13 protein-coding genes are annotated in these 17021 nt (G+C 63.2%); 3 read left to right on the top strand and 10 right to left on the bottom strand.

Annotated elements, in window-relative coordinates:
- Positions 1-71: 71 nt before the first annotated feature.
- The 8 genes from ACSHT2_RS33595 to ACSHT2_RS33560 all read right to left on the bottom strand — a co-directional run bounded on the left by ACSHT2_RS33595 (position 72) and on the right by ACSHT2_RS33560 (position 10044).
- On the bottom strand, positions 72-677 hold the full coding sequence (locus ACSHT2_RS33595; protein ID WP_440639328.1) for a hypothetical protein: 606 nt from the start codon (positions 675-677) through the stop codon (positions 72-74).
- 1145 nt (positions 678-1822) lie between these two features.
- Positions 1823-2854 carry an ABC transporter ATP-binding protein gene (locus ACSHT2_RS33590; protein WP_440639326.1) on the bottom strand — a complete coding sequence of 344 codons (1032 nt, stop codon included), beginning with the start codon at positions 2852-2854 and terminating at the stop codon, positions 1823-1825.
- The gene (locus tag ACSHT2_RS33585) at positions 2851-3849 is read right to left on the bottom strand and encodes an ABC transporter ATP-binding protein (protein WP_440639324.1); all 999 of its coding nucleotides are present in this window, start codon (positions 3847-3849) and stop codon (positions 2851-2853) included. Before ACSHT2_RS33585 ends, ACSHT2_RS33590 begins: the two co-directional genes overlap by 4 nt.
- Positions 3849-4706: an ABC transporter permease gene (locus ACSHT2_RS33580; RefSeq protein WP_440642987.1), complete on the bottom strand. Its 858-nt coding sequence runs from the start codon at positions 4704-4706 to the stop codon at positions 3849-3851. The genes ACSHT2_RS33585 and ACSHT2_RS33580 overlap by 1 nt, the downstream gene beginning before the upstream one ends.
- Before the next feature lie 44 nt (positions 4707-4750).
- Positions 4751-5731 (bottom strand): ABC transporter permease, encoded by a 981-nt coding sequence (locus ACSHT2_RS33575; RefSeq protein ID WP_440639323.1) that lies wholly within the window; start codon positions 5729-5731, stop codon positions 4751-4753.
- Positions 5732-5790: 59 nt separating this feature from the next.
- Positions 5791-7386, bottom strand: a complete 1596-nt coding sequence (locus tag ACSHT2_RS33570; protein WP_440639321.1) for an ABC transporter substrate-binding protein — start codon at positions 7384-7386, stop codon at positions 5791-5793.
- A 70-nt stretch (positions 7387-7456) separates the two neighbouring features.
- Positions 7457-8404: a CobW family GTP-binding protein gene (locus tag ACSHT2_RS33565; protein ID WP_440639319.1), complete on the bottom strand. Its 948-nt coding sequence runs from the start codon at positions 8402-8404 to the stop codon at positions 7457-7459.
- Positions 8401-10044: an amidohydrolase gene (locus ACSHT2_RS33560; protein WP_440639317.1), complete on the bottom strand. Its 1644-nt coding sequence runs from the start codon at positions 10042-10044 to the stop codon at positions 8401-8403. The genes ACSHT2_RS33565 and ACSHT2_RS33560 overlap by 4 nt, the downstream gene beginning before the upstream one ends.
- Positions 10045-10222: 178 nt before the next feature.
- On the opposite strand from ACSHT2_RS33560, the gene pdxR reads away from it, so the two are divergent.
- Complete coding sequence (gene pdxR / locus ACSHT2_RS33555) at positions 10223-11749, top strand: MocR-like pyridoxine biosynthesis transcription factor PdxR (protein ID WP_440639316.1); 1527 nt, start codon at positions 10223-10225, stop codon at positions 11747-11749.
- Here pdxR and ACSHT2_RS33550 read toward each other — a convergent pair.
- Entirely contained in the window at positions 11746-12540 is a 795-nt protein-coding gene (locus ACSHT2_RS33550) for a sulfite exporter TauE/SafE family protein (RefSeq protein ID WP_440639314.1), read from the bottom strand. The genes pdxR and ACSHT2_RS33550 overlap by 4 nt on opposite strands.
- A 219-nt stretch (positions 12541-12759) precedes the next feature.
- Between ACSHT2_RS33550 and ACSHT2_RS33545 the strand changes: the two genes are divergently transcribed.
- Together ACSHT2_RS33545 and ACSHT2_RS33540 are read left to right on the top strand one after the other, a co-directional pair.
- Positions 12760-13173 carry a nuclear transport factor 2 family protein gene (locus ACSHT2_RS33545; RefSeq protein ID WP_440639312.1) on the top strand — a complete coding sequence of 138 codons (414 nt, stop codon included), beginning with the start codon at positions 12760-12762 and terminating at the stop codon, positions 13171-13173.
- Positions 13170-14561 carry an NAD(P)/FAD-dependent oxidoreductase gene (locus ACSHT2_RS33540; RefSeq protein ID WP_440639311.1) on the top strand — a complete coding sequence of 464 codons (1392 nt, stop codon included), beginning with the start codon at positions 13170-13172 and terminating at the stop codon, positions 14559-14561. The genes ACSHT2_RS33545 and ACSHT2_RS33540 overlap by 4 nt, the downstream gene beginning before the upstream one ends.
- Positions 14562-14972: 411 nt before the next feature.
- Here the strand turns inward: ACSHT2_RS33540 and ACSHT2_RS33535 are convergent, their stop codons facing one another.
- A complete protein-coding gene (locus ACSHT2_RS33535) occupies positions 14973-17015 on the bottom strand; it encodes a hydantoinase/oxoprolinase family protein (protein WP_440639309.1) in 2043 nt (680 codons plus the stop codon).
- Positions 17016-17021: the final 6 nt, after the last annotated feature.

The following is a 17021-nucleotide window of genomic DNA, read 5'->3' as shown; positions in this document are numbered from 1 at the left end:
GATCGGTTTAGCCGTCTAGCCCTCTGGAGTTGCCCCGCCCAATCCGCGCCGTTCCTTAGACGCGCATCCGGCTAAGAAGTGCGGTGCGCTTCTCGCTCCTCGCCTGTCGATTGTGATGATTTCCGGAGACCGCCTGAAGCGTAGATGCGGATTGCGCAGGATACGTCCGTTTTCCATTCGAAGTGTCGGATGACGGTCTCGCGGTTGAACGATCCCGCCATGCTGATCAGTTGAAGGGACCCAACCATTTGCTCGACCCGGCCGTAGCGCCCCAAAGGCAGGAGCAAGCGCTCACAATCGATCGTATGGCCGCCGCTGTTGTAGGTCGAAAACACGCTGTAGATGGCGCAGCCGCTGGTCACGCATTGCTCGGCCGCGGCTAAACCGAACTCCTTCAACGCTGGCGGCAGAACCTCATCCATTGACTTCCCGGCCCAGCTCGAATTGAAGACCTCTCCTACGCTGGCGCCTTGGTAAAGCGCGCGAAATGTGTGCCCTTCTCCCGGACGCTCGACACTCCAGATGATCACTTGTTTTGGGTCATGAAGTCGCGCTTCGGGCCTGAACTGATCTAGCGAAGGGAAGGGCATATCGCCGGCCACGCGTGCCCAGTACCGGCACATGGCCTGCTGACTGATGGACTTCACATCGGCAAATGAACCGTCCGTATATTGCATGGCCCAAAATTACGCGCCACACCGTTAACGAGCCGTAGTCCGAGCAGCCTCTAACCGGCGACTATATGCCCCATATAATTCGGCGAAGTTGGCCTACCGGAGGGGCGCTTTTGCAATGAGGCTAGTTGGACTATCGCCGCCTACACCATCAGGGTGCTCGAGACCCGTTGCGCCGGGCGAAAAGCGGGAAAGCGTTTGCTCTCCGTAAGGGGAAAAAGGCCATCCCAAGTTAAAGGCCACAGCGAGTACGAGCCCCCGCAACGATTGCGCCCGACTAGGACGTCATTCGAGTTGCAACGGGCACTTTAAAAGGTCGAGCGGAATTCCGCGCGACCGCGTCTAAACACACCGACTTTCGATAAATCAAAGCCTTATCGCAGGTGAGATCACCGTTCGGACGCCGGATCAACGGCTCCAAGGCATTCCGACGCAAAAGCGTAGGTTAGCACCGTAGCTAGGGTGCGAAGCTGACTGCGGCTGTCAGGAAACCAATGAAAGTTCAAGCCAGTAGCAACTCGGTTTCGAGGAGCGGTCATCCGCCCAGCGCCGAACTCTGGCGAGGCGCTTCCGAGTTGCAGGTCAAGTTGCAAACCTTTCCCCATCACTTGGCTCCAGGCCCTCGGCGCTTCTCGGGATAGCAATCGACTTCTATCTCGATGGCGATGCCGATCTTCGCTGGATTTTTCTTGATCTCCCGGTGCACACGTCGTGCACAAGCCGCCTTCTAACCGATTGAAAACCCTTAAGTCTCACTCCAATCCATCATGGGCGCGACGGAAAATTTATATTTCATATCAGAGGCTTAGCTGTCCTGTCGGGCCAATGCAACGAAAACCGACTGAATTTTTCCGCTACAAATTCAAAGACATAGTTGCTGGTTCGGATTCCGCACCGCTTTCGGTGTGCCAAAAGTGTGCAACGGGTCTTACCACTGCAACTCATGGAATGCGATTTGGTGTGCCGCGATAAATTTAGTGCCGCTAGGTGCGGGACGCGGAGCCTGCGGAAGCGAGAATCTTCAAACGGGATGCGAGCACGCGCTCGTTTTGGTGCTTGAAGACTTCGGCTCCGAAGCGGAAATCTGATATGCAACGGTGCCAACCATAACCGAGGGTGGCGAACGCCGAAATCCCCCCCGGACGCGACTACCGCGAATCGAAATTCGGAGGCGCCAGTTCAGCGCTTCGGTGGCACCCGACATAGTGGCACGGTGCGACGACATCCAACGTCGGCAATCGCTGCCGACAGACCTCGACGGCCGATGGGCAGCGCTCGACAAAGCGGCAGCCGGGCAGCGGGTCAACCGGACTCGGCGGATCGCCCTTGACGAGATAGCGCCGCTTGAGCTCATCACGCATCGGTCCCGGAGGAGCGGCCGCGGCGAGCAGCGACCAGGTGTACGGATGATGCGGTGCACGGAAGATTTCGGCAGCCGGCGCCTGCTCGACGATCTTGCCCAGATACATCACGGCGACCTCGTCGCAGAATTGCTGTATCACAGCAAGGTCGTGCGAGATGAAGATGTAGGTGAGATTGCGCTCGCGCTGCAACCGCTTCAGCAGATTCAGGATCTGCGCCTGGATCGCGACGTCGAGCGCAGACACGGCCTCGTCGCAGACGATGAGATCCGGCTCGGGCGCAAGCGCGCGCGCGATGCAAAGCCGCTGACGCTGACCGCCTGAGAACTGATGCGGAAACAGGTCCGCGGCCTGCGGCGGCAGGCCGACTTCCGCCAAAAGCTTGCGCACCCGCTCGTCGCGGTCGCTGCGGCTTCCGATGCCGAGCAAATCCAATGGCTCGCGGATCTGGTCGCCGGCACGGCGGCGCGGATTGAGCGCGGAGAACGGATCCTGAAACACGATCTGGAGGTGACGGCGCACGGCACGCAGCGGCTCGCCCGAGAGTTCGGCAATATTCCTGTTTCCGAACACGACCTGACCCGACGTGACCGGGACCAGCCGCATCACCGCCTGGGCGGTGGTCGACTTCCCGGATCCGCTCTCGCCGACAATGCCGAACGTCGTGCCGCGCCGCACGCGAAAGCTGACGCCGTCGACCGCGTGAACAAAAGACGGCTTACCCGATCGGCGGCCGGCCGGGAAATGAACCACGAGGTCGTTGACGTCAAGCAAAACGTCCGATGCGTCGTGGATCTGTGCCGCCTCAAACGCCGTCATGCCGCAACTGCCGCCTTGCACCAGCACGATACGGCGTGACCAGCCGCAATCGGTTCGAGTGTCGGCTGTGGGCTCGACCGGCAGACATCGGCGGCCTTGGCACATCGGGCCAGAAACGCGCATTCGGCCCCGCGCGCACCGAGCGGCGGCACCATCCCGGGGATTTCGCCGAGGTCGGTCCAGGATTTCGGTGCCTGTCCGAGCTGGAGATGCGGCACGCAGCGCAGCAGTCCTCGCGTATAGGGATGACGTGGCTGCGCCACGATCCCGGCTGATGCCCCGGCCTCGATGCAGCGGCCGGCATAGAGCACCAGGATCTCGTTGGCGAGTTCGCCGACGGCGCCGAGATCGTGGGTGATGAGCAGGATGGCCGTCCCAGTCTCACGTTGCAGCTGCGCGAGGAGATCGAATATCTGCGCCTGCACGGTGACGTCGAGCGCCGTGGTCGGCTCGTCCGCGATCAGGAGCTTTGGCTTGCCGGCAAGCGCCATCGCGATCATCACGCGCTGACGCATGCCGCCCGAAAGCTGGTGTGGATAGGCGTCGATGCGCCGCTCCGGTGCCGGGATCTGTACCGCCCGGAGCAGCGCGATGACGCGTTCGCGCACCGCGACGCCCCCGACGAGCCCCTGATGCCAGCGCAGCACCTCGCCGATCTGGTCGCCGACCGTGAACAACGGGTTGAGTGCGGTCATCGGCTCCTGAAAGATCATCGACATGGCACTTCCGCGCAACGCACGCATATCCCTCGCCGGCAGTGACAGAATATCCCTGCCCTCCAACAGGATGCGGCCGCTGGTGACGACGAAATCCTCCGGCAACAGGCCCATCAGGGCGAGCGCGGTCATGCTCTTGCCGCAGCCGGACTCGCCGACGAGGGCGAGCGTTTGCGCCGACGCGACGGTGAACGACAGATTTTCGATGACCGGCACCAGGCGCCCGGCCTCGTTGCACATGCTGACGTTGAGATTGTCGACCTCGAGCAGGGCGCCCATCACGACCTCCGCCTGAGACGCGGGTTGATCGCATCGTTGAGGCCGTCGCCGACCAGGCTGATGGCAAGGACCGCAAGGAAGATCGCCATCCCCGGAAATATGACGGCCCACCAGGCATCGAGGATGTAATTCCGGTTCTGTCCAAGCATCAGTCCCCAGCTCATCACGTTGGGATCGCCAAGACCCAGGAAGCTCAAGCCGCCTTCGAACAGGATTGCGACACCGATCGCCAACGTGGCCGACACGATCACCGCGGGCAGCGCGTTCGGCAACAATACTCGCAGCATCAGATGACGATCGCTGGCGCCGGCCGCACGCGACGCCTTGACGAAATCGAGATCGCGAAGTCGCATGAACTCGGCCCGCGTCAGCCGCGCGGCCGACGTCCAGCTCACCGCGCCGATCGCCACCGTAATCGTCGACAGCTTCGACCCGAACAAGGTCACCAGGACCATTGCGAACAGGAGCGGCGGCAGGATCTGGAAGAACTCGGTAATCTTGACCAGCACCACATCCACCACGCCGCCAAAGAAACCGCTCAAGGAGCCGACCACCAGACCGATGGCGATCGTGATCAGGGCGGCGACAGCGCCGACCGCCAGGGTTGCGCGTCCGCCGTAAATCAGACCCGCCAGCACGTCGCGGCCGAGATAATCCGTACCGAGCCATGCATCCGAATCGGGCGGCATAAACGGCGCGCCAACCAGATCGAGCGGATCGACCCGGTAGAGATGCGGTCCGACCAGAGTCCCGACGATGATCAGTGCGAGCAGGCAGAAGCCGATGACGCCGGACGGGCTCTTCAGGAACTGCCGCATTGCGATTCCAGCTGGCGACGTCGCACGCCTGGCCGGCATGTCGATGGCCGGAACGATGGTCAAAGTTGGTGCTTCCAGGGCCGTCATCGTTGCCCCATTCGGATGCGCGGGTCGACCAGCCGGTAAACAATGTCAGTCAGGATGTTTGCGGCCATGACCATCAATGCAGAGAAGAACAGCACTGCCATCAAGGTCGGATAATCGCGGCGCAGGATTGAATCGAACACCAGCCGGCCCATGCCGGGCCAGCTGAACACCGTCTCGACCAGCACCGCGCCGGCAAACAGATTGCCGAACTGGTGGCCGGCGACCGTGACGGTCGGGATCAGCGTGTTGCGCAGCGCATGCTTGCCGATCACGACCCACTCCGGCAGGCCCTTGGCCCGCGCGGTCCGGACGTAGTCGGCCGACAGCGCGTCGATCATGTTGACCCGCGCGAGCCGACTGTATTGGGCGATGAAGACCAGTGCCAATGTCAGCGACGGCAGCAGGAGATGCTGCGCGACATCGAGCACATAGTTCAGGCCCTGCTTGCGATGCACGACATCGGACATGCCGACGACCGGCAGGATCGGCCACACCGATCCGAACAGAAGCAGCAACATCAATCCGGTCCAGAAGATCGGAGCGGCGTAGCCGGCCAGGGAGAACACCGTCACGGTGTGGCTGAACAGACCATTTGGACGACGTGCGCTGACGACACCGAGGAAAGTGCCGATCACGAGCGCACTGACCAGCGCACAGGACGTAAGATAGAGCGTCGCAGGCAGCCGCTGCAGAACCAGGCCGAGCACCGGCTCGTTGAAATAGTAGGAGTAGCCGAAGTCGCCCGTCACGACGTTGCGAAGATAGATCGAAAGCTGCTCCATCAGGCTGTGGTCGAGCCCGTATTTGGTCCGCAGCGCCGCAACGACGTCAGCCGAGGCGCCCCCCATCTCACCGGCGATCACCTGAACGGGATCGCCGGGCGCGAGGTGGATCAGGCAGAAGTTCAGCACCAGCACCGCCAGCAGCAGCGCGGCGGCATTGGCAATCTGCCTACTTAGGTGGATGGCCAAAGCCATGATGTCGGAGGACTCCTCGCAGTCTCGATCGTGGTCGCGGTCACGTCATCAGTTCTTGGCTAAGTCTTGGGCGGGGTCTCCCAGTACATCTCGTCCAGCGGAGACATCATGCCCCAGATCGTGGTGGGAAGGCCACCGAGCCCCTTGCTGAACGCATTGTAGTACGGCGACACGTTGACGTAGTAGATCGGCACATCCTGGACCACGATCTTCTGGAATTCGGAATAGAGCGCCCTTCGCTTCTCCGGCGAGGTCTCCATTGCCGCCGCCTGCAACAGTTCGTCGACTTTCGGGTTGCTGTATTGCTGAGTGTTGGACCAGATGATGCCCTTGCGGATGTTGGAGGACAGGTAGGTCCGGTTGACCCCGATGACGGGATCGGCCCAGTTGTAGACGGTGTCCATGGTCAGATCGAAATCGAAGTTCGAAACACGCTGCGCCCAGGTCGGAAAGTCGGGTGCCGCCCGCACCTCGAGATTGATGCCGACCCGCTTCATCTGCGAGCGAAGATATTCGGCAACGTTGCGCTGCTGCTCGTCGCCGCCGGGAATATAGTCGATGGTGAGCGCGAAGCGCGAGCCATCGGCCCCCTTCGGATATCCCGCGGCATCCAGCAGCGTCGCCGACTTGGCATAGTCGACCTTGTAGGGCTCGACGTTCGCCTCGGCGAGCGGTGAATTCGGCGCGATCGGCCCGAATGCGGGAGCAGCCTTGCCGCCCATCAGTTTAGAGACGATGAAGTCGCGATTGGCCGCATAAGCGATAGCCTGACGAACGCGGACGTCGTCGAGCGGCTTCTTCCTGGTGTTGAAGGCGAGCCAGTTGAGCGGACCGACACCGGCAAAGCCCTTGTCGGTCACGACGATGTTCGGCACCTTCTGCAGGCGGTCGATATCGCGAACGCCTGCGACGAACGGCAGGGCCTGGACGTCGCCCCGCTCCATCGAGACCAGGGCGGCATTCCCATCCGAAACCAGCCGAACCACGATCTTGTCGAGCTTGGGGCGGCCGGGCATGAAGAACTTGTCGAACTTCTCCAGCGTGTAATATTCGCCCTGCTTGTATTCGGTCAGCTTGAAAGGCCCGGATCCGATCGGCTTGAGATTGGCGGGGTGCGTCTTCAGGTCCTGACCGTCACCGTAGATGTGTTTCGGCAGAATCGGCATCAGCGCCGGGGACATCGCCAGCAGCAGCGAGGGACTGGGGTGTGACAGCCGAATGATCGCTGTTGCCGGATCCGGCGTGTCGACCTTTTCCACCGCCGCCAGCATGGTCTGGAACGGATGGTTGGCCTTGATCGCCATGATCGAGAAGGCGACATCGTCCGATGTCACGGGCTTACCATCGTGAAATACGACATTCTTGACGAGATGCAGGGTCACAGACAGCCCGTCGGGCGCGACCTCCCAGGACTGGGCCAGATAGGGCTGCGGCTTCCAGTTCTCGTCATAGCGCAGCGGGCTCGCAAAGATCTGTGCCGTCGGCATGGCCGTCGCCATGCCCGACTGCACCGCGCCGTTGAAGTGGCGTGGCACCTGGGTGGTGGCCACAACGAGCGTATTGCTGCCCGCCGCTTGGGCTCGCGCAGCAGGTGACGCAGCGGCGGCCGCAACGAGACCAAGGGCTCCCAGTACGAATGTCCGTCTGATCAACATGGCTCTATCCCCCTGTTCGATTTGATCGTCGGCAAGTCGAGGTCGTGCATCGATCGATATCCGCTCGTCGTCATGCAGCGGCCGATACGGCCAATGCACGATCGAGAATGGCATCCAGTTCATGATCTGCCGGGAGATCAACGGACCCGACGCCCACCAGCACGATCGCGTCCGCGCCCTGCCCGGCGTCGCGCTCGGGCTGCGCCAGCGACCAGGTCCGCGACACCATCTGGAACACCTGCGGCCGTGCTTGGTCGCCGATCCGGCAGACGCCCTTCAATCGTAGCAGTTGCGGCGGCAACGCGTTCACCGCCGCGGCCAACAGATCGCGGTCGAAGCTGCCGGCGCGCCGATAGGTCCAGCGCCTGAACTCGCCTTCGTGATCGACGTCCTCATCGACGGAAACGGTGCGAAACCGTGGCGCCTCGCGTCGACCGAACACAACGGTGTCCTGCACCCCATCCGGGAGGATTTCGATCCGGACGTCCTGTCGCACCGCGCGGATCGCACTGCGCGCTGCCTCCATCTGCTTATCGGTTACCAGATCGCGCTTGCTGAGCAGCGCCACATCGCACTTTGTGAACTGGTTGCGGACCGTCTCGCCGACCTGGCGATCCTCGATCAGGGCCGCGATCCGGCTTGCATCGGCGAGCACGACCACGCCATCGAGCCGCAGCGCCGGCTCGACCAGCGCGATCTCGGCGATGCGCCAGGGATCGCCGACCCCACTCGCCTCGATCACGATGCGCTCGAAACGCCAGCTTTCGTCAAGCAGGCCGCCGAGCGTGTCCAGAAAGCCTGAACCGATGCTGCAACAGACGCAGCCATTGGTCAGCGACATCGTGGTGCCGTCGTGGCTCTCGATCAGGGCCGCATCGATATTGATTTCGCCGAAATCGTTCACCAGCACCGCGCAACGCGAACGACCGTTCGCCAGCAACCGATTGAGCAGCGTCGTCTTGCCGGCGCCGAGAAAGCCTCCAATCACCGTGACCGGGATGGGCGCGGACCGGATCATGCGCGCGGAGCTTTCCTGACATGGCCGCCGACGACCGTGCCCCACACGGGCACGTCCTTCAGCCCAGCGGGAGCGACCGCGAGCGGATCGTCATCCAGGACCGCGAAGTCCGCAAATTTGCCGCACGCGATGCTACCGATCAGGTGATCGAGCTTCAGTGTGTAGGCGGCGCCGATCGTGATCGCAGCGAGGGCCTGCTCGACGCCGAGAGCTTCCGTCTCGGTCCCGAGCTTGCGGCCTGACGACGAGACCCGATTGACCGCGCACCAGGCGGTAAACAGCGGCGATAGCGGCGTGACCGGTGCATCCGAGTGGATCGCGAACGGAACGCCGCTGCGCAGGGCAGTACCGGTTGCATCCAGTCTCCCGGCGCGCTCCGGCCCCATTGTCAGATCGTGGTGGGAGTCACCCCAGTAGAACAGGTGGTTGGCGAACAGATTGACGCAGACGCCGAGCGCCTTCATGCGCCGGAACTGCGCGGCATCCGCCATCTGGCAATGCTGCAGGGTGTGGCGGTGATCCGCGCGGGGCGTCGCGGCCAGCGCCTTCTCGATGGCATCGAGTGCCAGCTCCGTGGCCTCATCGCCATTGGTGTGGATGTGAAGCTGAATGCCCGCCTTGTGATAGAGGTCGACCAGCCGCGGCAGATCCTCGGGCGCGATGTACCAAAGTCCGTTCGGGGCACCGTTGTGATAGCCGGGCCATCGTAATCGCGCGGTGAAGCCCTGGATCGAGCCGTCCACGACCAGCTTGACGATGCCGTAGTGCAGGCGGTCGTTGCCGCTCTCCCGCAATGTCGCGATCTTCGCGATCGCCTGCTCGGGCGTGTGCGAGGCCGAAGCCAATGCAGGCACCAACCGCACACCAAACTCGGGCGAACGGGTGGCCGCCGCGTAGAGCTCGATCGTCGGATCCGTGAGATCATTGTGCAGATCGGTGATCGTGGTCACGCCCTGCACGCGGGCGGACGCGGCATAGCGATCGACGTCGTGCATCGTGATGGCGGAGGACAACGGATTGCCGAGCACGCGAAAGACGCGAAATCGCGCGGCGATGCCCTGTAGCTCTCCGCTGGCCAGACCGTCCTCGCCGGCGACGACGCCGGAAATCTCGGTGGCGTGCAGCAACTCGGTGCGCCCCAGCACCAGCGTGTTGACATTGCTGATGTGGAAGCTCGCATGGATCACCATGATCGACCGCGTGGTCGAGACGCGATCGAGATCCCGCCGGGTCAGCATGCGTCCGCCGATATGCAGCGGATCGAAGCCCCAGGCGAACAGCGTTGCGTTGGGATCGCCGATCCTGGATTCGGCCTCCTGCAGCCGGGCGACTATCGCGTCGATGTCACGCACGCCCGTTACGACCTTGCCTTCCGGCGAGCGACGATCAAACGCCCCGACATAGGGCAGCGACCACATCATGCCCTCCATGATGTGGCTGTGGCCCTCGACGAACCCGGGCAACAGCACCTTGTCGCGGAAGCGGTCGTCGATCGCTCCGCCGGCGAATGGTGCAATCTCCGCAGCATTGCCGACCGCAACGATGCGGCCATCGCGCACCGCGACATGGGTCGCGAGCGGTCGCGACGGATTCATCGTCACGATCTTGCGGGCTGAGTAAACGACCGTCTCCGCGCTCACATTGAACTCCCAGATGTCACGCCATCGACCCTGGGACCTCGCGTGGGCCTAGACCAGCGCCAGATGCCATGCACAAATGGAGCCAGCCCATGCACGGCAGCGCGTCATTCTCGCCGCTATGGCGCGGTTTTTGCTTTGCTTTTTGTGTTCACGCGACCCCCACCCTGGACAAGCCCCAATGGGAAAATTTGCACTCCTGCGGCAATCCGAAGCAACGGCACCGGCCGCCCCACCAAACGATGTCCTGTTCTGGGGATCGCTGTTCCAGGGCCTGGATCGGGGCGGCAGTTTCCTGCAGCTCCAGATTCGCCGGATGATCGTGACGGCGATCGAGGACGGCCGGCTCCCTCTCGGCGTGCGCATGCCGTCCAGCCGCGATCTTGCCGCGCTCCTCAAGGTCTCGCGCAACACCATCGTCATCGCCTATGAGCAACTCGTCGACCAGAACTTCCTGGTCTCGCGCGAACGCAGCGGCTATTTCGTCGCCGGCCTGCCCAAGCAGATTGGCGAGGCCAAGCTGCCTGCGACCGAGGCTTACAGCCGGCGCTGGACCGAGCGCTTCGCGCTCCAGCCTTCGACGTTCCGCAACATCGTCAAGCCGCTCGACTGGCAGACCTACCCCTACCCCTTTATCTTCGGCCAGTTCGACCCGAGTCTGTTTCCCACCAACGATTGGCGCGAGAGCGCGCGCGCCGCGCTCAGCGTGCCCGAGATCAACAACTGGGCGCGCGACATGATCGACGGCGACGATCCCGCGCTGATCGAGCAATTGCAGCGGCAGGTGCTGCCGCGCCGCGGCATTCGCGCGCGCGCCGACGAGATCATGATCACGATCGGAGCGCAGCATGCCCTCTATTTGATCGCCAAGCTGTTCGTGCGGCCGACGACAACCATCGGCATGGAAGACCCTGGATATCCAGACGCCCGCAACATCTTCGGCATGATGACGTCGGACGTCGTTCCGCTGCGGGTCGATGACGACGGACTGGTGCCCGACGACGACTTTGCGCGCTGCTCGCTTGCCTATGTCACCGCCAGTCATCAATGCCCGACCACGGCTGCGATGTCGCGCGCGCGCCGCGACGAAATTCTGCGGGCGGCGCGGGACCGCGACATCGTCCTGATCGAGGACGACTATGAAAGCGAGCTGATCCCGGAAGGCGATGCGCTGCCGCCGCTGATGAGCCTCGACCAGGACCAGACCGTCCTCTATGTCGGCAGCCTCTCGAAAGCCCTGGCGCCGGGACTGCGGCTCGGCTACGTCGTTGCGCCGGCGCCCGTGGTCCGCGAACTGCGGGCATTGCGGCGGCTGATGCTGCGGCACCCGCCTCTCAACAACCAGCGCGTCGCCGCGCTGTTCATCGGCCTCGGCCATTACCGCTCGCACCTGCAACAAGTCGGCCGCGTGCTGCTGGAGCGCGCCAAGCTGGTCGACGAATTGCTGCCGCAGACGCTGCCGGCATGCCGATGGGCGCGCGGATCCGGCAGCACGAGCTATTGGATCTCCTGCCCTGATGGAACCGACAGCGCAAAGCTCTCGGAAGCCGCGCGCGCCGAGGGCGTCGTGATCGAGCCCGGTGACGTGTTTTCGATGAGCCCCGACGCGACACGGCATTGCTTCCGGCTCGGCTTCTCGTCGATCCGGACCGACCGGATCGCCGCCGGCATGGCAAAGCTCGGCGAAGTGTTCGCGCGACAGGGTTAGAACAGGTCGCTCACGCCCTTGATGGCGCTGCCCAGCGCCACCACGGCAAGGCTGGCAATCGATACGCGGCGATGCAGCCGGTCGCTGCCACGGTGAAAGCCGAGATCGCCGAGCCAGGTTCCGAACAACATGACCGGAACGCCAAGCGCGGTCAGCACCACTGTGCTCTGATTCAACAGACCCAGCATGGCAGTGCTGATGAGCGCGGCAACTGACGAGACCAGGAAGAACACCATCATCGAGGCGCGCGCCGCGACGCGGCCGAAGGGACCAGTGCTGTAATAGACAATGACCGGCGGTCCCGGCATCGCCGCCAGGCCGTTGAACAGGCCCGCGCTCATGCCGACCAATGCCGTGACGCTGCGCGATGGAGCCACTGCGAGCCGGAAGCCGGCATTGAGCGCCACGACCGCACCAGCTGTGATCAGCGCGATCATGATGCGTGCGGCCGGCGCGGACGCCACGCGCAGAATGAGCGCGCCGAGCGGCGAGCCGATCACGCCGCCGATGACGAGCCAGCGCAGCGACGGCCAATCGCAGGCGCGCGAGGCGCGCGGGAGATCGCCGAGGCCGATGATGAGCTGAAGACACACCGCGACCGGAACCGATTGTATCGGCGGCATGAACAGCCCGAGCAGCGGCACCGCCGTGAGCGCGAAGCCGAAACCGGTGAAGCCGCGCACCAGAGCCGCCGCCAGGATCGACATCGCGGCGGCCAGCATCACGGCAGGCGTCGGGAGCGCCGTTGCGGCGATATCGCGGATCGCGACCACGGCCTCTGGCATCGTCATCGTCGATGCAGGGCGAGAGAGGGGAGATTGGCGGCCATTGCCGGCTATCAACAGGCCGGAACTTCGCTGCGGAAGTGCCAGCTGCCTCCGCCTCGTCATGCCAGTCTGGCCGTAGAGCCCGCGCGGTCTGGTTCTACGGCCACCTCCTCACCCCGTGGCAGATGTCCAGATGCCCCCATCAGGCTGTAGCGGCGCGCGTTGGCGCGCGAGGATACCGGCATGCGCAACATCAATACTGTCAGGCAAGAGCTGCTCGAAACCCTGTTCGCCGCGTTCAACCGGCACGACGGCGCGGGTGTAATGGCCTGCATGACCGAGGACATCGTGTTCGACACGGCCGCGGGTCCCGACATCTGCGGCCGACGGCTGGCCGGCACGAGCGCGGTTCGGGCCGCTTTCGAGGCAACCTGGACCGGGATGCCTGATGTGAGCTGGGAGTGCACGCGGCACACTGTGTTCGGCGACCGCGCCGTGTCCGAATGGATTTTTCGCGCCACCTCGCCGGACGGGGCGCGCATCGAGGTCGAGGGCTGCGATCTCTTCGAATTCCGCGGCGAGAGGATCTGCACCAAGAGCGCCTTCCGCAAGGACAGGCCGGCGCAGCCGGCAGCGCAGCGGAGCGACGCGCGATGAACGTGCACGCTGCGCCGCCAGCGGCGGCCTATGATCCGCACTATGACCCGCTGGTTTCCAGTGGTCCCGGCCGCAATCGGCAATATGCCCCGACCTACTGGATCGCCACGGCCGGCACACCTCCGCCGGACGACGGCCCGATCACGAACGACACGGTTGCCGACGTCGCAATCATCGGCTCGGGCTATACCGGGCTCGCCTGCGCGATCTTCCTTGCGCGCGAATACGGCATCAAGGCCGTCGTGCTCGAGGCCAATCGCGTCGCCTGGGGCTGTAGCACCCGGAATGGCGGCCAGGCGCAGAATGCCTCAGGCCGCCTGACGCGCTCGCAATGGATCAAGCGCTGGGGTCTCGATACCGCCAGGCGTATGCATGCCGAGATCACCGAAGGTTTCGAAACCTTTGAGGAGCTCGTGCGCGCGAGTCCGGTCGACTGCGAGCCACAGCGCGGCGGACATCTTTATATTGCCCATCGCCAGCGCAACCTCGACAAGATCGTAGCCGAATCGAGCGTCCTCAACGAGCTGTTCGGCTATGCGACGCGCGTCGTGTCACACGATGAGCTGCGCCGTGATTTCGTCGACGAGGCCGAGGCCGTCGGCGCGGTCCACGAGCCGCTCGGAACCGGGGTCCATCCGGCCAGGCTCGCGTTCGGCTACCTGCGCATGGCACGCGATCTTGGTGTGCGCGTACACACCGCAAGCCCGGTGCAGCGGATCGAACGGCATGACGGCGCATATCTTCTGCGCACGCCGGGCGGGACGGTGCGCGCTGCCGCGGTGGGGATCGCGACCGGCGCCTACACATCGCTCGGCCTGACGCCGGAGCTCGGCGGCCGCTGCATGCCGATCCTCTCCAATTCGCTGGTGACACGGCCGCTGACACAGGCCGAGATCGATGCGACCGGGTTCCGCACCAGGCAGGTGATCACGGACACCCGCACGCTTCGCTTCTACTACCGCCTGCTGCCGGACAATCGTCTCCAGATCGGCAGTCGCAGTGCGATCACCGGCGCGGACGCGGCTCACGACCGCCATCTTCAGCTCCTGATCGGCGGCCTTCACCGCAAATTCCCGCCGCTCGAGGGGATCGAAATCGACTACTCCTGGTGGGGCTGGGTCGACGTCAGCCATGACATGATGCCCCGCATCTTCCGGCCTGACGCAAAGCAGAAGCTGGTCTATGCACTCGGCTATGGCGGCAACGGCGTGTCCTATTCTGCGCAAGCGGGCCGGCGCATGGCCCAGATGCTCGCGGGCAAGACATTCAAAGGCCAAGAGCTGCCTATCTTCACCTCCCCGCTCCCGACGCATCCCTTCGCGCCATTCCGCCGTCTCGGACAGCGCATGCTCTATCATTGGTATCATCTGCGCGATGAAGCCCGCTGATTGCCGGCATCCTTCTGAGCTGCTGGCTAGCTGCAATTTCTACAGGGAACCGGCGAGAGCCTGGTGCGAACTCAATCCGCCGTGCTTTGTCGACAACTTCACACTTTCCGGAGTGTAGATTCTTCTGGTTCTCCCGGCGCACACGCGACCTTCTACCCAATAGAAGAACCTAAACTCTCGCTCCAATCCATCACGTGCACGCAGCTAAATCTCCAGTGATTTTCACTCACTTAGGCGTCTCTATCGTCCAATCCTGGAAGACGCGGCAAGTATCCATACTGATTTCGCTGGGTCTTTTAGGGATGGTTCGATTGTTCAGCGCCTTGCGCCGTCAGCTGCCTTCCGCCATGTCGGTTTTTTGACCCAGAGCGGAAGTAACGGACTCGAACGCTGAGCAGACTCGTCATTCAATCACCTGAGCCTCATGTCGAGCCATCCCAGATCGTTGACCTCGATTTGATCGCCCTCGCCAACGACGACTGTCGTCGTCTCAGCCTCCACTATTGCTGGGCCGTCGATTTTGTTGCCCGGTCGAAGCTGATCCGCAGCAAATACTCCAACCTCTCGCCATTCGCCGAAGAATGCCTTTCGACGTCCCTTTGGTTTGCAGGGCGCTACGGCCTTCTGCCCACGCGCGACTTGTCCGACGCTCGGGACGGCGCCTATGGCAGCGACCCGCGCATTGACGAACACCGCTTCCTGATCCGGCGAGGAGTAGGTGTATAGCTCTTCATGGCGACGGTGGAATTGATCCTCTATCCGATCGACGATGTTCTCCGACGTCCAATCGAGATTGTTTAGCGGGACATCAATCTGGAAGATCTGCTCGCCGTAGCGCATCTCGGCGGAACGTTCGATTGCCACATCGCCGCCAAACCACGACTTCAGACGACCTGTAGCTTCTCTTTCCAGGTCGGCGAAGATGGTCCTGACCTCCTGGGCCGTAATCCGTTGGCCGGCGCTGTAATACGTACTGCTCACCTCGTACCTCAGATCGCTGGTCAACATGCCCCATGCGGACAGGACCGAAGCCGCCGTCGGCACGATGATGCGCTTGATTTCAAGTTCCCGCGCAACTTCGGCCGCATGCAGGCCGGCAGCGCCGCCAAAGCTGAGCAGCGCGAAGCGCCGTGGGTCGACACCCCGCCGCAGGGTCATCAGACGGATACCATCCGCCATGCGCAGATTGATCATTCGATAGATTCCAGCTGCCGCATCGTCCCGAGATAGCTCGAGCGCTTTCGCGAGCCGATCGACTGCCGCTTCTGCGGCTGCACGATCGAGCGGCCGCTTTCCACCCATGAATGCAGACGCGTCCAGATACCCGAGAACGACATTGGCATCAGTAACCGTCGGTTCGACACCGCCGTTGCCGTAGCAAGCCGGCCCTGGCACCGACCCTGCGCTCTCTGGCCCGACGCGGAGCGTACCACCCGCGTCTAGAGTGGCAATCGAGCCTCCACCGGCGGCGATACTCGCGATATCGAGGCTCCTTAGCGCGATGCGTTGGCCGGCAAGCCCTCCCTCAGCGGACAGCGACGCGCGCCCATCCGCAATCAGCGAGATGTCCGTGCTGGTTCCCCCCATATCAAATGGCACAAGATTGGGAATTCCGAGCATTTCCGCACAGCGTCGGGATCCCGAGATGCCGCCCGCCGGGCCGGACAGAACAGTACCAGCAGCGAGTCGCGCGGCTTCCTCGAGCGGGGCCATCCCGCCATGCGAAAGAATGATAAAAAGACTGCTGGCTAGGCCCGCGTCCTTCAGCCGGGCTTCCAGATTGGTCAGATAGCGCCGCACCACCGGAGCGACGTAGGCGTTCACGATCGTTGTCGAAACGCGCTCATACTCCTTGATCTGCGGCAACACGTCGCTCGATCGAGAGACGCTGACTTCTGGAAGTTCGCGCTTCAGTCGTTCGACGGTCGCAATCTCGTGCGCTGGATTACGGTAGGCATGCAGGAAGCACACAGCCACCGAGCTTACTCCGGCGGCACGGATCGCCGAGATCGCCTCACCGAGAGAGTCTTGATCGAGTGGGATCAGCACTTCGCCGTTCGGCCTAACGCGCTCGCGTACACCGAAGCGCAGTGAGCGCGGCACCAGGGGGGACGGGGGTGCGATGCGGAGATTGTAGCGATCTTCCTTCAGGCCTTCTCGCATCTCGATGATGTCACGATGGCCATCCGTAGTGAGAAGCGCGACCTTTGCGCCCTTCCGCTCGAGCAATGCGTTCGTCGCGACCGTCGTCCCGTGCACCAAGCGGTCCGTTGCGGCGAGCATCTCCGTTCGCGGTATCTTCAGCCGGCTTGCGAGTTCCTCAAGTCCATTCATTACGCCTACAGACTGGTCCGCCGGCGTCGTCGGCGATTTTGCGAACACGGTGTTGCCGTCGCGATCAATCGCAACGAGGTCAGTGTACGTGCCGCCAACATCGATTCCGATCGTAAACATCTTCAG

Source organism: Bradyrhizobium sp. PUT101 (assembly GCF_052043945.1).
Taxonomy (GTDB): domain Bacteria; phylum Pseudomonadota; class Alphaproteobacteria; order Rhizobiales; family Xanthobacteraceae; genus Bradyrhizobium.
Note: the sequence above shows the minus strand (reverse complement) of the source record. Positions and strands in the feature narration are given on the sequence as shown.

Bases quoted from the DNA above. Each gene is read 5' to 3' on its own strand.
- ACSHT2_RS33595 (WP_440639328.1), bottom strand. From the start codon at position 677: ATGCAATATACGGACGGTTCATTTGCCGATGTGAAGTCCATCAGTCAG.
- ACSHT2_RS33590 (WP_440639326.1), bottom strand. From the start codon at position 2,854: ATGACGGCGTTTGAGGCGGCACAGATCCACGACGCATCGGACGTTTTG.
- ACSHT2_RS33585 (WP_440639324.1), bottom strand. From the start codon at position 3,849: ATGGGCGCCCTGCTCGAGGTCGACAATCTCAACGTCAGCATGTGCAAC.
- ACSHT2_RS33580 (WP_440642987.1), bottom strand. From the start codon at position 4,706: ATGCCGGCCAGGCGTGCGACGTCGCCAGCTGGAATCGCAATGCGGCAG.
- ACSHT2_RS33575 (WP_440639323.1), bottom strand. From the start codon at position 5,731: ATGGCTTTGGCCATCCACCTAAGTAGGCAGATTGCCAATGCCGCCGCG.
- ACSHT2_RS33570 (WP_440639321.1), bottom strand. From the start codon at position 7,386: ATGTTGATCAGACGGACATTCGTACTGGGAGCCCTTGGTCTCGTTGCG.
- ACSHT2_RS33565 (WP_440639319.1), bottom strand. From the start codon at position 8,404: ATGATCCGGTCCGCGCCCATCCCGGTCACGGTGATTGGAGGCTTTCTC.
- pdxR (WP_440639316.1), top strand. From the start codon at position 10,223: ATGGGAAAATTTGCACTCCTGCGGCAATCCGAAGCAACGGCACCGGCC.
- ACSHT2_RS33550 (WP_440639314.1), bottom strand. From the start codon at position 12,540: ATGACGATGCCAGAGGCCGTGGTCGCGATCCGCGATATCGCCGCAACG.
- ACSHT2_RS33545 (WP_440639312.1), top strand. From the start codon at position 12,760: ATGCGCAACATCAATACTGTCAGGCAAGAGCTGCTCGAAACCCTGTTC.
- ACSHT2_RS33540 (WP_440639311.1), top strand. From the start codon at position 13,170: ATGAACGTGCACGCTGCGCCGCCAGCGGCGGCCTATGATCCGCACTAT.
- ACSHT2_RS33535 (WP_440639309.1), bottom strand. From the start codon at position 17,015: ATGTTTACGATCGGAATCGATGTTGGCGGCACGTACACTGACCTCGTT.